This window comes from Streptomyces sp. LN549 (assembly GCF_043203805.1).
GTDB lineage: Bacteria > Actinomycetota > Actinomycetes > Streptomycetales > Streptomycetaceae > Streptomyces.
This window is the reverse complement of record NZ_JAZHRI010000002.1, coordinates 5,548,219-5,562,041: the sequence shown is the minus strand read 5'-3', so window position 1 is coordinate 5,562,041 and position 13,823 is coordinate 5,548,219. Positions and strand designations below refer to the sequence as shown.

Annotated in this window: 13 protein-coding genes; 7 read left to right on the top strand and 6 right to left on the bottom strand. The window is 70.9% G+C overall.

Annotated elements, in window-relative coordinates:
- Positions 1-93: 93 nt before the first annotated feature.
- The 3 genes from SH922_RS25380 to SH922_RS25370 all read right to left on the bottom strand — a co-directional run bounded on the left by SH922_RS25380 (position 94) and on the right by SH922_RS25370 (position 2,578).
- Positions 94-963 carry a GyrI-like domain-containing protein gene (locus SH922_RS25380; protein ID WP_393060147.1) on the bottom strand — a complete coding sequence of 290 codons (870 nt, stop codon included), beginning with the start codon at positions 961-963 and terminating at the stop codon, positions 94-96.
- 86 nt (positions 964-1,049) lie between these two features.
- Positions 1,050-1,913 carry a DUF3626 domain-containing protein gene (locus SH922_RS25375; RefSeq protein ID WP_393060146.1) on the bottom strand — a complete coding sequence of 288 codons (864 nt, stop codon included), beginning with the start codon at positions 1,911-1,913 and terminating at the stop codon, positions 1,050-1,052.
- On the bottom strand, positions 1,907-2,578 hold the full coding sequence (locus SH922_RS25370; protein WP_393060145.1) for a methyltransferase domain-containing protein: 672 nt from the start codon (positions 2,576-2,578) through the stop codon (positions 1,907-1,909). The genes SH922_RS25375 and SH922_RS25370 overlap by 7 nt, the downstream gene beginning before the upstream one ends.
- A gap of 84 nt (positions 2,579-2,662) precedes the next feature.
- On the opposite strand from SH922_RS25370, the gene SH922_RS25365 reads away from it, so the two are divergent.
- From SH922_RS25365 to SH922_RS25350, 4 genes are all read left to right on the top strand, one after another.
- Positions 2,663-2,875, top strand: a complete 213-nt coding sequence (locus tag SH922_RS25365) for a DUF4287 domain-containing protein (protein WP_393060144.1) — start codon at positions 2,663-2,665, stop codon at positions 2,873-2,875.
- Positions 2,876-2,970: 95 nt separating this feature from the next.
- Positions 2,971-3,795, top strand: a complete 825-nt coding sequence (locus SH922_RS25360; protein WP_393060143.1) for an arylamine N-acetyltransferase — start codon at positions 2,971-2,973, stop codon at positions 3,793-3,795.
- A 241-nt stretch (positions 3,796-4,036) separates the two neighbouring features.
- On the top strand, positions 4,037-5,248 hold the full coding sequence (locus SH922_RS25355) for a pyridoxal phosphate-dependent aminotransferase (RefSeq protein WP_393060142.1): 1,212 nt from the start codon (positions 4,037-4,039) through the stop codon (positions 5,246-5,248).
- 101 nt (positions 5,249-5,349) lie between these two features.
- Positions 5,350-5,769 carry a hypothetical protein gene (locus tag SH922_RS25350; RefSeq protein ID WP_393060141.1) on the top strand — a complete coding sequence of 140 codons (420 nt, stop codon included), beginning with the start codon at positions 5,350-5,352 and terminating at the stop codon, positions 5,767-5,769.
- Positions 5,770-5,818: 49 nt separating this feature from the next.
- Here the strand turns inward: SH922_RS25350 and SH922_RS25345 are convergent, their stop codons facing one another.
- Together SH922_RS25345 and SH922_RS25340 are read right to left on the bottom strand one after the other, a co-directional pair.
- Complete coding sequence (locus SH922_RS25345; RefSeq protein ID WP_393060140.1) at positions 5,819-6,340, bottom strand: hypothetical protein; 522 nt, start codon at positions 6,338-6,340, stop codon at positions 5,819-5,821.
- A gap of 272 nt (positions 6,341-6,612) precedes the next feature.
- A complete protein-coding gene (locus SH922_RS25340) occupies positions 6,613-8,439 on the bottom strand; it encodes a phosphoenolpyruvate carboxykinase (GTP) (RefSeq protein ID WP_393060139.1) in 1,827 nt (608 codons plus the stop codon).
- Between the two features lie 212 nt (positions 8,440-8,651).
- Between SH922_RS25340 and SH922_RS25335 the strand changes: the two genes are divergently transcribed.
- The 3 genes from SH922_RS25335 (at position 8,652) to SH922_RS25325 (ending at position 11,664) form a co-directional block, all read left to right on the top strand.
- Positions 8,652-9,350, top strand: coding sequence for a hemolysin III family protein (locus tag SH922_RS25335; RefSeq protein WP_393060138.1), 699 nt, complete (start codon positions 8,652-8,654; stop codon positions 9,348-9,350).
- Between the two features lie 152 nt (positions 9,351-9,502).
- Positions 9,503-11,020, top strand: a complete 1,518-nt coding sequence (locus SH922_RS25330; protein WP_393060137.1) for an MFS transporter — start codon at positions 9,503-9,505, stop codon at positions 11,018-11,020.
- Positions 11,021-11,031: 11 nt separating this feature from the next.
- On the top strand, positions 11,032-11,664 hold the full coding sequence (locus tag SH922_RS25325) for a TetR/AcrR family transcriptional regulator (RefSeq protein ID WP_393060136.1): 633 nt from the start codon (positions 11,032-11,034) through the stop codon (positions 11,662-11,664).
- 33 nt (positions 11,665-11,697) lie between these two features.
- Here SH922_RS25325 and SH922_RS25320 read toward each other — a convergent pair whose 3' ends face one another.
- Complete coding sequence (locus SH922_RS25320; protein WP_393060135.1) at positions 11,698-13,719, bottom strand: thioredoxin domain-containing protein; 2,022 nt, start codon at positions 13,717-13,719, stop codon at positions 11,698-11,700.
- Between the last annotated feature and the right edge of the window lie 104 nt (positions 13,720-13,823).

Below are 13,823 nucleotides of genomic sequence, written 5' to 3'. Positions count from 1 at the left end.
GTAGCTCGCACGGGGGACAGCCCGCGACCCGAGGACGCGTTCAACGCGCCGTGAGCCGCGGGCCGTTCGGCCGGGGCGCCGGGCACCGGACCCTCAGGCCGCCGTGCCTCGCTCCACCGGAATCCACAACTGCGCGTCCGCCTGCGCGCCGTCGGGCGAGACGTGGACCCTGAGGATCTCCGGTCCCGGCCGGCTCCGGTAAGGATTGGAGGGGAACCACTCCGTGAAGACGTCACGCCACAGGTACTGGAGCGCCTGCGGGAAGGCGCCCGAGCTGTCGAAGACGGCCCACGTGCCCGCCGCCACCGGGAGCGCGTCCATGTCCTCGGGAACGGGCGCGGAGCTCACCACCCCGTGGTAGTAGTCCAGTTCGGTGCCCTCGGCCCGGCTGTCGGCGAGGTCGTCACTCACCTGGACGATCCCCTCCGGCTCCTGGTCGGACAGGCTGTGGATGCGCTGGACGGTCTCCTTGTCGATGCTCCGGATGAACTCGGCGATGGCCGGGTTCATCCCCTCGTGCACCAGCGGGACGCGCGCCTTCCTGCCCACCACACGGAACTCCTCCTTCTCCACGATCCGGTATCGCATACTGCTGGTCCCTTCGACGACGAGGCGGAAGGACATCCGGGGCTGGGACCGCAACGCGGCCCCCGTGCGTCTGGCCTCACCCGGACCGATGCCGTGCATGGCACGGAACGCGCGGGCGAACGCCTCGCCCGAGGCGTAGCCGTACCGCACCGCGACATCCAGCAGCGTCCGCTCACCGGCCAGCACCTCGGCGCCCGCGACCGTGAGCCGCCGGCGCCGGATGTACTCCGACAGCGGGATCCCGGCGAGTGCGGAGAACATCCGCCGCAGGTGGTACTCCGAGGTCATCGCGATCCTGGCCAGCTCGGCGACGTCGATGCGGTCGTCGAGACGGAGCTCGATGTGGTCCATGGCCTCGTTCAGCCGCTCCAGCACCCGGGCCTCCTTCCCTTTCGTCCACCACGCTAGGAAGGAACCACCCTGCCCCACCCGACATCCCGTGCCCGGTCCGGTCGGGTGCGTCAGCGGGGCGGCGCCGCCGGGGCGCCGAAGCGGGCCAGGCAGTGCCAGACCCTCTTCAGTGACTGGAGGTCGTGTTGCCCCGTGCGGGCGGCGTCACCGATGATCCGCGGGTCGAGGACCCCGCCCTCGGCGACCCGGGCGCCCAGGGCGACGAACTCCTGGCCCCGGTAGTCGCCGTGCAGGCGCAGTTCCTCGACGGTCAGCCGGAAGCCGGCGTGCCACTCGGTACGGAACGGCAGGGCGCGGGCCGACGCCTCCACCGGGGTGCCGCGGTAGCACGGGTCGAGGACGAGGGCCTCGATGTGCCGGTCCAGCAGGACCGGGCCGTGGATCTGGGCCTCGATGTAGTCGTCCAGCGCGTCCCGGTCGTCGGCCTCGGCGAGCTCGATCAGGTGCATCCCGGCCGCGACACCGAAGTCGTCGGGCTCGGCGGCGCTGTCCGGGTAGCAGAAGGTGGCGCGCGGCAGAGCTTCGGTGGTGAGCCTGAAGTGGGCCGATCCGAACCTGGGGGCCGCCCCGACGACAGAGTGCCGGAAGTCCAACGCCCCGTACACCGGGCGCTGTTCGGCCGAGGCATCGTCGTAGGCGCCGCCGAAGATCCGGCTCTCCCAGCGCCACCGGTCTCCGCCCGGATGCGCCGTGAGGCCGCCGTTGCTGGTGCCCGTCACGAACTGCGAGTGGTAGGCGCCGTCCTGCGCCAGGGCGTCGAGCACCGGCCGGCCCGCCGTCTCACGGTCGGGGTGGAGGTTCAGCGTCAGCCGCAGCGAGGTGTCGAGCGGTCTCCCCGAGGACAGGGAGGCGACATGGCGGAGGGCCCGGTCACGGGCAGAAGGTGCGGGACCGGTCCGCGGCGGCGTCAGCATCCGGCCGCCCGGCCTCCCAGCCGTGCCGCCTTCAGCACGTCGTAGCCGATGAAGTCGAACATCCGCTGCTCCGGGTCGAGTTCACCGGGACTGCCGGTGAAGCGGTGCGCTCCGACACCGAAGCCCGCATCCAGCTCGGACAGCCACAGGCGCTCGAAGCCGCGCTCCTCGAACCACTCGCAGACCAGCGGTACCCGGTCGGGTGCGGCTCGGTTGCGGGTCCAGACGACGGTTCCGCCCGTGCGGCACAGCCGGGTGCAGGTGTCGATGGTGCGCTCGATGTCGGCGTCGACGATGTTGCCGAACACACCGCAGACCAACACGAGATCGGCGGGCGCCAGATCGAGGTAGTGATCGGTGAGCGCGGCGTCGCCCGTCACCACGCCCACCTGCGGCAGACCTGCCCGGTGGGCCGATTCCCGCGCGTATGCCGTGTTTCCGGGGTCGAGCTCCACCAGTCGGGCCCGGACGTCGTCGCGCCGGGGGTGGTCCGCCAGCACCTCGACGAGGTCGCGGCCCTGGCCCGCGCACACGCTGACCACCCGCAGCGGACCGGGCGGCGCGGCGTCCAGGGCGTCCTGGACCCGGTCCTGGACAGCCCGCAGCCTCCGCGCCAGCCATGAATCGGGGGAATCGTATGCGTCGTGCCATGCCTGCCAGTCCATGGCGGGGACCCTACGACGAGGCCAACCGGCCCGTCATACGGGTTACCGGGGGCGGTTGTCACACCCGGCTGCCAGACTTTCGTCATGAGCGATGCAGTGAAGGGCCCCGCAAGCTATTTCCCGGCGATCGAGCAGAAGTACGGCCGTCAGGTTGCGGAGTGGAAGGAACTCATCCGCGCCTCGCCCCTGACGAAGCACATGGAGATCGTGGGCTGGCTCAAGTCCGAGCACGCGATGGGGCACGGCCACGCGAACGCACTGGTCGCCCACACCCTCGCCGAGGACAAGGACAAGTAGGCGCGGCAACGGGACCCGGGACCAGGACCTGAGGACCAGGACGTCCCGGCTCCGGAAGGAGGCGTCCGGCCGCCCCGGCTGCGTACCGTCGGTGCATGACTTCCGACCACGCCCTCGACCTCGACGCCTACCTCGCCCGCATCGGCTGGAGCGGGGAGCGCCGGCCCACCGTGGCCGTGCTGCGTTCCGTGCACCGTGCGCATGCGCTGGGCATCCCGTTCGAGAACCTGGACCCCGTCCTCGGCACCGTGCCCTCGCTCGCCCTCGCCGACCTGGAGGCGAAGCTCGTACGGAGTGAGCGGGGCGGCTACTGCTACGAGCACAACACGCTCCTGGCCGCCGCACTGCGGGCGCTGGGCTTCGAGGTCACGCTGCTGTGCGCCCGGGTCGTGCTGGGTGCCGGCCCCGGGGACGTCCGGCCGCGGACACATATGCTGATGCGCGTCGGGGTGCCGGGCGAGCCGACGCCGTATCTCGCCGACGTCGGCTTCGGCGCCGCGGGCTCTCTGCTGGAGCCGATCCCGCTGGTCGCGGGCGCCGAGCTGTACGACACTCCGCGCCACCACCGGCTCGTCCACACGCCGCACGACGGGCCGCTGGAGTTGTGGGAGCTCCAGGCCCAGGCGGGCGACGGGGCGTGGCACGGGCAGTACGCGTTCACGGTGGAGCCGTTCGAAGCGCCCGACTTCGAGGTCATCAACTGGCACATCGCGACCAACCCGCGTTCGCCGTTCGAGCATCTGCTGTACGTGCAGCGCACCACCCCGGACACCCATCTGTCGCTCGCCGGGCGCACCCTCGTGGTGACGGCCCACGACGGCGAGCGGGAGGAGCGGGAGCTGGCGGACGCCGCGGAGACGGTGCGCGTCCTCGCGGACACCTTCGCGATCCGGTTGCCGGAGGGTGCCCGGCTGCCCTGAGGGCTGTCCCGTAATCCCCGGCGGGCGCGCCACGCCGTGGCGCATCTCACCCGCCCCGGTCCGTCACGCCCCCGTGCCACCCCATTCCAAGCCCCGGCCCGGCCCGCGCCCCGGGTTCCCACGGTTCGGGGGCACGGGCACATGGCGATGGAAGCCGGGGCGGCGGGCGGACAAACCCGGGTGGGTCAATGGCCGGGGAAAGGCCGGGCGCCCCGCGAAACACAGTCGTAAGCTCGCAGACATGCAGGTCATCCAGTCCACGAAGCTCGCCAACGTCTGTTACGAAATCCGGGGCCCCGTGCTCGAAGAGGCGATGCGGCTGGAAGCAGCAGGTCATCGCATCCTCAAGCTGAACACCGGCAACCCTGCCGCGTTCGGTTTCGAGTGCCCGCCCGAGATCCTCGAGGACATCCTGCGCAACCTCTCCGGGGCGCACGGTTACGGCGACGCGAAGGGGCTGCTGTCCGCGCGGCGGGCGGTGATGCAGCACTACCAGACCAAGGGGATCGACCTCGACGTCGAGGACATCTACCTGGGCAACGGAGTCTCCGAGCTGATCCAGATGTCGATGCAGGCGCTGCTCGACGACGGCGACGAGGTTCTCGTACCGGCTCCGGACTATCCGCTGTGGACGGCGTCGGTCTCACTCGCCGGCGGGACGGCCGTGCACTACCGGTGCGACGAGCAGTCGGACTGGATGCCGGACCTGGCCGACATCGAGCGGAAGATCACCGACCGCACCAAGGCCCTCGTCATCATCAACCCGAACAACCCGACGGGTGCGGTGTACGACGACGAGATGCTGCGCGGGCTGACGGAGATCGCCCGGCGTCACAACCTGGTGGTCTGCTCCGACGAGATCTACGACCGGATCCTGTACGACGGGGCGACCCACACCCCGACCGCCGCCATCGCCCCCGACCTGATGGTGCTCACCTTCAACGGGCTGTCGAAGAACTACCGGGTGGCCGGGTACCGCTCGGGCTGGATGGCGGTCTGCGGGCCGAAGGCGCACGCCTCCTCGTACATCGAGGGGCTGACGATCCTGGCCAACATGCGGCTGTGCGCCAACATGCCCTCCCAGCACGCCGTGGCCACCGCGCTCGGCGGGCGGCAGTCGATCAACGACCTGGTGCTGCCGGGCGGCCGGATCCTGGAGCAGCGGGACGTGGCGTACGACCTGCTGACGCAGATTCCGGGCGTGACCTGCGTGAAGCCGAAAGGGGCGCTGTATCTCTTCCCCCGGCTCGACCCGAAGGTCTACAAGATCAAGGACGACCGGCAGATGGTTCTCGACCTGCTGCGGGCCGAGAAGATCATGGTCGTGCACGGGACGGGGTTCAACTGGTCGGAGCCCGATCACTTCCGGGTCGTGACGCTGCCCTCGACCGAGGACCTGACGGACGCGATCGGCCGGATCGCCCGCTTCCTGGACGGATACGGGCAGGTGTGACCCGGTTGCGGGCAACGCACGCACCCACTGCCTCGAAGCCAGACAACTTTAGACTGAATCCAAGCTAGGATGGTTCCCACAGCACCACCAGGAGGCCATCCATGTACGAACCGATCCGCACCAAATCGGTCCACACACCGGCCGACCATGCCGACGACTTCCCGCACCGCACCCGCGAGGAGGAGCTGGACATCCAGCTCGCCGGGCACCTGGCCGCCCTGCTCGCGGTCACCGACGAGCTGGGCCTCGGCGAGGCGGGCGACCGCATCGCCGAGCAGGTCGCCCGGTTGCGCGGCGCACCGCCCGCCCGGCACGCCGGCCTGAGTGACGCGCCTGCGATCACCCTCCACCGCCGCGCCCACGCCCTCGCGGGCCGGGCCCTGGTGGTGGCGGCGTCCCGCGCCGACACCGTGGTCGCGATCCTCTCGGCCGAGCGTATGGACGCCCACACCGCAGCGGTCCCGGCCGCTGCCGCCGCCGACTCCCCCGCCGCCCCGTCGCGGCTGGTCGGCGCCCTCTGACGGCCCCGGTCCACGGGCCGTCGAGGCGCGTGGACCGGGTGCCACCCATTCATGGCGTGGCCGGCCTCGACGCCTCGGCCAGGGCGGTCGACAGGAACGTCGCGTCGGCGACCACGCACTGCGGCCTGCCCTGCACCGGGACCGGCCCCGCGATCTTCCTGGTCTCGGTGGCGCCCACGGCGAGGTCCTTGAAGACCACGGTGCGTCTGCCGGCCGGGTAGCTCCTGCCCTCGCCCCCGTCCTTGCCCCGCGGGTCACGGAACGCGAGGTGCACGGTGTAGCTCCCGGGCTGCTTCGCCTGGCTCGTCACCCGCACCTCGGCCACGGGGCCGCCGGTCACCGCGTCCCGCCGGCAGGAGGCGACGCTCACGTCCCAGGACGGGAAGCGCAGGTCCTCGTGGTTCTCCTGCCAGACGTAGAAGAAGCTCGCCACGAGGGCGACCGGCGACAGGACCAGGAGCGCGGCCATCACCGCGATCAGGATCACCACCCAGCGCGGCGGCATGCGGGTGCGCCGGTCCGGCATGCCGGTGTGCTGGTCCGGATACGGCGGTATGCCGGAATACGTCATGGCCCCCCACAACCCCCGCACCCCCCGGCACGGCCCGGTCAAACGTAAGCCGGGGCACACCCCTCCAACAGCTCGGACCGGTCACAACCCGAGCACGGACACTGCAGTCCGGGGCCGGGGCCGCCCCCGGAAACGGGAGTGGCCCCCGGAACGCATCAGGTTCCGGGGGCTGCTCCAGGGGCGTGTTCGTGCACGCCCCTACCGCGGCAGGCCGTTGACCCCACAGGTCAGGGCGGATGTCGGGAGCCCGGCCGCGGAGATTCAGGGGGCGGTCAGCCCAGGCGCTGGACCAGGGCCCGGTACTCGTCCCACAGCTCCTTCGGCGTGTGGTCGCCGAAGGTGTTGAGGTGCTCGGGGACCAGCGCCGCCTCCTCGCGCCAGACCTCCTTGTCGACCTTGAGCAGGAAGTCCAGGTCGGACTCGGAGAGGTCCAGGCCCTCGGTGTCGATGGAGCCCTTGGCCGGCAGGATGCCGATCGGGGTCTCGACGCCCTCGGCCTTGCCCTCCAGGCGCTCGACGATCCACTTCAGGACGCGGCTGTTCTCGCCGAAGCCGGGCCAGACGAACTTGCCCGCCTCGTTCTTGCGGAACCAGTTCACGTAGTAGATCTTCGGGAGCTTCGACTGGTCCGGCTTGTCCGCGCCGACCTTGATCCAGTGGTTCATGTAGTCGCCCATGTTGTAGCCGCAGAACGGCAGCATGGCGAACGGGTCGCGGCGCAGCTCACCGACCTTGCCCTCGGCGGCGGCGGTCTTCTCGGAGGCCACGTTGGCCCCGAGGAAGACGCCGTGCTGCCAGTTGAAGGACTCGGTGACCAGCGGAACGGCCGAGGCGCGGCGGCCGCCGAAGAGGATGGCCGAGATCGGCACACCCTTCGGGTCCTCCCACTCGGGGGCGATGATCGGGCACTGGCCGGCCGGGACGGTGAAGCGGGCGTTGGGGTGGGCGGCGGGCGTACCGGACTCGGGGGTCCAGTCGTTGCCCTTCCAGTCCGTGAGGTGCTTCGGGAGCTCCTCGGTCATGCCCTCCCACCAGACGTCGCCGTCGTCGGTGAGCGCGACGTTGGTGAAGACGGAGTTGCCCCACATGGTCTTCATGGCGTTGGCGTTGGTGTGCTCACCGGTGCCGGGCGCCACGCCGAAGAATCCGGCCTCGGGGTTGATCGCGTAGAGGCGGCCGTCCTCGCCGAACCGCATCCAGGCGATGTCGTCGCCGATGGTCTCGACGGTCCAGCCGGAGATCGTGGGCTCCAGCATGGCGAGGTTGGTCTTGCCGCAGGCGCTCGGGAACGCGGCGGCGACGTACTTGGACTCACCGCGCGGCGGGGTGAGCTTCAGGATCAGCATGTGCTCGGCGAGCCAGCCCTCGTCGCGTGCCATGACGGAGGCGATGCGAAGCGCGTAGCACTTCTTGCCGAGCAGGGCGTTGCCGCCGTAGCCGGAGCCGTAGGACCAGATCTCGCGGTCCTCGGGGAAGTGCGAGATGTACTTGGTGGAGTTGCAGGGCCACGGGACGTCGGCCTCACCCTCGGCGAGGGGGGCACCCAGGGTGTGGACCGCCTTGACGAAGAAGCCGTCGGTGCCGAGCTCCTCGAGGACGGCCTGTCCCATGCGCGTCATGGTGCGCATCGAGACGGCGACGTACGCGGAGTCGGTGATCTCGACGCCGATCGCGGAGAGCGGCGAGCCGACGGGGCCCATGCAGAAGGGCACGACGTACATGGTGCGGCCGCGCATGGAGCCGCGGAAGACGCCCTTCTCCCCCACGAAGATCTCCCGCATCTCGGCGGGGTCCTTCCAGTGGTTCGTCGGACCGGCGTCCTCCTCCTTCGCGGAGCAGATGAACGTCCGGGTCTCGACGCGTGCGACATCGCTCGGGTCGGAAGCGGCGTAGTACGAGTTCGGGCGCTTGATCTCGTCGAGTTTCGTGAACGTGCCCTTGGCGACGAGCTCCCCGCACAGGCGCTCGTACTCGGCCTCGGAGCCGTCGCACCAGACCACTCGATCCGGTTCGGTGAGGGCTGCGATCTCGTCGACCCAGGAGACGAGCTCCTGGTGGTTGGTGGGAACAGTGAGGGGAGCCGCGATGTCGCGCGCCACGATCGCTCCTTGATGAGGGTGTCTGTCTGGTAGGTGCCCCGTGGGGGCTGCGACCCGGATGCTTCTACCCCTTCGAATTCCCCTGGCGCTCATCCGGTGCCGACCGCACTCATTTGATCATCCGACCGATCCGCCCATATGTCCAGGGGGCCGCCCACGTGAGCATCGCCACTCGTATTAGTTACCTACGGTGGCGTAGGTACGATGCGGGAATGACTGCTGCCGCCGCCGCGCCCGAACCCGCCGGGCTGGAACCAGCCGGGACCGTCGATGCCGAGCTGAAGCCACGCATGCGCGGCTGGCTGCACGCCGGGATGTTCCCGGCCGTCCTGATCGCAGGCATCGTGCTCATCGCTCTCACGGACAGCGGTCGCGGCCGGATCGCCTGCGGGATCTACATCCTGACGGCGTGCCTGCTGTTCGGCGTGAGCGCGGTCTACCACCGCGGCACGTGGGGGCCACGCGGCGAGGCCGTACTGCGCCGGCTCGACCACGCGAACATCTTCCTGATCATCGCGGGCACCTACACGCCGCTGACCCTGCTCCTGCTGCCCGAGTCCACCGGTACCCCGCTCCTGTGGGCGGTCTGGGCGGCGGCGGTCGCGGGCATCGCCTTCCGGGTCTTCTGGGTCGGCGCCCCGCGCTGGCTCTACACCCCCTGCTACATCGCGATGGGCTGGGCGGCTGTCTTCTTCCTGCCGGACTTCATGCGGACCGGCGGGGTCGCCGTACTGGTGCTCGTCGTCGTCGGCGGGCTGCTCTACAGCGCCGGCGGCGTCATCTACGGCATCAAGCGGCCGAACCCCTCGCCGCGCTTCTTCGGCTTCCACGAGGTCTTCCACTCGCTGACCCTGGCGGCCTTCATCGTCCACTACGTCGGCATCTCGCTGGTGGCCTACAACCACGGCTGAGCACCTCACCCCCCTTCTCCTCGATCAGGGCCGCGGCTTCCGAGCCGCGGCCCTTCTTCATGCCCGGACACAGACGGCACACCCGACAGATTGACACTAACCATCTTTTGAGAGTTACTGTCACTTGACTGCAACTCTCAAAGGAGTAGGCCATGAACCGACGCTGGTGGGCCCTGGGCGCGCTGGTGGCGAGCATGCTCGTCCTCGGCTTCGACATGACGATCCTCAATGTGGCGCTGCCGACCATGGCGGGAGATCTCGGCGCCACCACCGGTGAACAGCAGTGGATGGCCGACGCCTACGTCGTCGTGTTCGCCGCCCTGATGCTTCCGGCGGGCCTGCTCGGCGACCGGTTCGGCCGACGCCGGATGCTCATCACCGGCCTCGGCATCTTCCTCGTCGGCTCGATCGCCGGAACACTCGCCGACGGCGTGCCGGCCGTCGTGACAGCCCGCTGCGTCATGGGCGTCGGCGGCGCGCTCGTCATGCCGCTCGCCCTCGCCGTCCTGCCCTCGCTCTTCGGCGAGCCGAAGGACCGGATCAAGGCCATCGGCATCGTCTCGGCCGCCTCCGCGCTCGGCATGCCGCTCGGCCCGATCCTCGGCGGCTGGCTCCTCGACCACTTCTGGTGGGGATCGATCTTCCTGGTCAACGTCCCCATGGTCGGCATCGGCATCACCGCCTGCGTGTTCCTGCTCCCCGAGACCCGGGACCCCTCGTCGCCCGAGGTCGACATCGTCTCCACCGCACTGACCGCGACCGGCCTCGGCGCCCTGATCTACGCGATCATCGAGGCGCCGGGCCGCGGCTGGGGCGACCCGCTGGTCCTTGCCGTACTGGCCGCCGGTGCGGCGCTGATCGCCTCGCTCGTCGTACGGGAACGCAAGGCCGTCCGCCCGATGCTCGACATGTCCCTGCTGCGCCAGCGGCCGTTCCTGCTCAGCGCCCTCGCCGCCACGCTCGTGATGTTCGTGATGGCGGGGCTGATGTTCATCCTGCCCGGATACCTCCAGGCCGTCCTGGGCCACGACGCCTTCGGTACGGGGCTGCGGATGCTGCCCATGATGGGCGGGCTGATCGTCGCCGCGAAGGCCGGCGGCCCGGTCACCGCACGGTTCGGGGCCCGCGCCACGATGTCGGCCGGACTCGTCGTACTCGCCTTCGCGGCGCTGCTCGGCAGCCGTACGACGATCGACAGCGGCTACGGCTTCACCGCGCTCTGGCTCTCCGTCGCCGGGGTCGGCTTCGGCTTCGCCGTCGTCCCCGCCATGGACGCGGCCCTCGGCGCCCTGCCCGCGGACCGGGCGGGCAGCGGATCGGGGCTGCTGATGACCGTGCGGCAGACGGGCAGCGCCCTCGGGATCGCTCTGCTGGGCAGCCTGCTCGCCGGCGCCTACAGCGGACGGCTCGACACCACGGGCGTATCGGCGGCCGCCGCGGACACGGCCGGGGACTCCGTCGTCGCCGCCCACGCCGTCGCCGCACGGCTCGGGGCGCAGCGGCTCGCGGACTCCGCCGACGCGGCGTACGTGCACGGGATGAGCCTGGTCCTGCTCGTCATCGGTGCGACGGCACTGGTCAGCGCCCTGCTGGTCGGGGCCTTCCTGACCGCGCCGGACCGGCGGCCGGCGGAGCCCGCGGACGTGGCCGCCTCCCCCGTCGATGCGTGACAATGGCGACCATGGCCGCCACCCCCCGTACCCCCTCCTTCACCGCACCCGAGGCGCAGCCCCCGATGGGGCTGCGCGAGCGCAAGAAGCTCAAGACGCGGGTCGCGATCCGGCAGGCGACGTACCGCCTCATCCAGGAGCAGGGCTACGACGCGACGACCATCGAGCAGATCGCGGAGGCGGCCGAGGTGTCGCCGAGCACGGTGTTCCGGTACTTCGCGACCAAGGAGGACATCGTCCTCACCGACGAGTACGACCCGATCATGGAGGCCCTGCTCCGGAGCCGTCCGGCGGACGAACCTCCGCTGGAGTCCCTGCGGTTGATGATGCACGAGGCGCTGACCTCCTTCGTCACCGCGGAGGACGAGGAACTGCGCCAGCGCACCCGGCTGATGGTCGAGGTCCCCGCCATCCGGGCCCGGATGACGGAGACCATGTCGGACACGGCGAAGGTGCTCACCCAGGTGCTCGCCGACCGCACCGGCCGCAGCCCGGACGACCTGCAGATCCGGGTCTTCATCGCGGCGGTGCTCGGTGCACTGCGCGAGGTCACGCTGTACTGGGGCGAGCACGGCCAGAAGGGCGACCTCGTGGCGATGATCGACGAGGCGCTCGACACGCTGGGGAACGGACTGAGGCTGTGACGCGCCTCAAGCGGCCCCCGGCTGTGACGCGTCTCAGGAGCCGCCACCCCTGAGTGCGCGCGCCAGCACCTCCGGGTCCGTGGTCGGTGCGTCGCACACGAAGTGCCTGCACACGTAGGCCGTCGGCGCGCCGTCCACCATCGGACGGTCCGCCAGCAGCGGGAACTCCGTGCCGGCCGTCTCGCCCGCCGCGACCACCGCGCCGGGTGCCCGCCCCAGCAGGGCCGTACGGTGCAGTACACCGCCGACCGGCCCGGCGACCGCCACCTCGCGCGGCCCGTCGAGCAGCGCCTCGGCCACCGCGAGCCCCCAGCCGGTGAACCGCGGCGCCCGCGGCCCCAGCGCCTTCACCACGCCCAACGCCCCCTCCGCAGCCGTGCGGTGGGGCTCCGATCCGGTGTACGCGGCGTACGAGAGCAGCGCACCGGCCGCCGCGGTCCAGCCCGCCGGGGTGGCGCTGTCGGTGGGGTCCTGCGGCCGACGGATCAGCTGCTCGGCGTCGTCCGCCGTGTCGTACAACTGCCCGCCCTCGCCGGTGAAGTGCTGGAGCACGATGTCCGTCAGGAAGCCCGCGAACTCCAGCCAGGCCCCCTCGCCGGTGACTGCGGCCACGGCCAGGAAGCCCTCCGCGACATCGCCGTAGTCCTCCAGTACCCCGGCGTGCACACCGGCGCGGCCGTCCTTCGACGTACGGACCAGCCGGGCGACGGGGCCCATGTGGAGCCGCACCAGCAGGTCCGCGGCCTCGGTGGCGCGCTCGATCAGGTCGGGCCGGTCGAAGTAGGCCCCCGTCTCGGCGAGCGCGGCAATGGCCAGCCCGTTCCACGCCGCGACCACCTTGTCGTCGCGCCCCGGCCGCGCGCGCAGCTCACGGGCGGCGAGCAGCCGGGCCCGCACATCGGCGGCGCGGGCCTCGTCCGTGGTGTCGGCCGAGGGAAGCTGGAGCACCGAGGAGCCCTCCTCGAAGGTGCCCTCGTCGGTCACCGCGAAGAGCTCCGCGGCGAACACGGCGTCCTCCTCGCCGAGCACCTCGCGCAGCTGCGCGGGGGTCCAGACGTAGTACGCGCCCTCGACGTGCTTCCCGTTCGCGTCCTCGCTGTCGGCGTCCAGCGCGGAGGCGAAGCCGCCCTCGGCCGTGCGCAGTTCGCGGACCATGAAGTCGGCGGTCTCCAGGGCCACCCGGCGGGCGAGCTCGGAGCCGGTGGAGCGCCACAGGTGGGCGTAGACGCGGCAGAGCAGCGCGTTGTCGTAGAGCATCTTCTCGAAGTGCGGGACGACCCACTCGCGGTCAACCGCGTAGCGGGCGAAGCCGCCGCCGAGCTGGTCGTAGATCCCGCCCCTGGCCATCGCCTCGCAGGTGTCGGCCGCCATCTGGAGTGCACCGTCGGCCCCGGTGCGGGCATGGTGGCGCAGCAGGAACTCGATCGTCATCGACGGCGGGAACTTGGGCGCGCCGCCGAAGCCGCCGCGCTTCTCGTCGTACTCGCGGGTCAGCCCGAGGAGCGCCTGGGCGAGCTCCGACTCGCCGGGCAGGCCCTCGCCGCCGTGGGCGAGGGTGCGCTCGGAGAGGTCGTGGACGATGCGCGAGGCGACCTCGCCGACCTCGTCACGACGGTCGGTCCAGGCTGCCGCCACACCTTCGAGCACCTGCCGGAAGGACGGGAGGCCCTGCCGGGACTCGGGCGGGAAGTACGTACCGAAGTAGAAGGGCTCCGCGTCCGCGGTGAGGAAGACGGTCATCGGCCACCCGCCCTGGCCGGTCGCGGCCTGGACCGCCTCCATGTAGACGGCGTCGACGTCGGGGCGCTCCTCGCGGTCGACCTTGACGTTCACGAAGTGCTCGTTCATGTACGCGGCGGTGGCTTCGTCCTCGAACGATTCGTGCGCCATGACATGACACCAGTGGCACGCGCTGTAGCCCACGCTCAGCAGGACGGGCACGTTGCGCCGCCGGGCCTCCTCGAAGGCCGCGGGCTCCCACGCCCACCAGTCGACCGGGTTGTCCGCGTGCTGAAGGAGGTACGGGGATGTGGCGTGCGCGAGTCGGTTGGACATGCCTCCATCCTTGCGCACGCCCGTGCGTGCCACCTAGGCGCCACGGGCGGGCACCGATGGCACTGGATCCGCGATTCCAGTGGATCGACGGAGACCTGGCCCAT

What these genes read in the sequence shown, in the direction of transcription:
- SH922_RS25375 (WP_393060146.1), bottom strand. Translation starts at nt 1,913, where the DNA reads ATGCTGACGCCGCCGCGGACCGGTCCCGCACCTTCTGCCCGTGACCGG.
- SH922_RS25370 (WP_393060145.1), bottom strand. Translation starts at nt 2,578, where the DNA reads ATGGACTGGCAGGCATGGCACGACGCATACGATTCCCCCGATTCATGG.
- SH922_RS25365 (WP_393060144.1), top strand. Translation starts at nt 2,663, where the DNA reads ATGAGCGATGCAGTGAAGGGCCCCGCAAGCTATTTCCCGGCGATCGAG.
- SH922_RS25360 (WP_393060143.1), top strand. Translation starts at nt 2,971, where the DNA reads ATGACTTCCGACCACGCCCTCGACCTCGACGCCTACCTCGCCCGCATC.
- SH922_RS25355 (WP_393060142.1), top strand. Translation starts at nt 4,037, where the DNA reads ATGCAGGTCATCCAGTCCACGAAGCTCGCCAACGTCTGTTACGAAATC.
- SH922_RS25350 (WP_393060141.1), top strand. Translation starts at nt 5,350, where the DNA reads ATGTACGAACCGATCCGCACCAAATCGGTCCACACACCGGCCGACCAT.
- SH922_RS25345 (WP_393060140.1), bottom strand. Translation starts at nt 6,340, where the DNA reads ATGACGTATTCCGGCATACCGCCGTATCCGGACCAGCACACCGGCATG.
- SH922_RS25335 (WP_393060138.1), top strand. Translation starts at nt 8,652, where the DNA reads ATGACTGCTGCCGCCGCCGCGCCCGAACCCGCCGGGCTGGAACCAGCC.
- SH922_RS25330 (WP_393060137.1), top strand. Translation starts at nt 9,503, where the DNA reads ATGAACCGACGCTGGTGGGCCCTGGGCGCGCTGGTGGCGAGCATGCTC.
- SH922_RS25325 (WP_393060136.1), top strand. Translation starts at nt 11,032, where the DNA reads ATGGCCGCCACCCCCCGTACCCCCTCCTTCACCGCACCCGAGGCGCAG.
- SH922_RS25320 (WP_393060135.1), bottom strand. Translation starts at nt 13,719, where the DNA reads ATGTCCAACCGACTCGCGCACGCCACATCCCCGTACCTCCTTCAGCAC.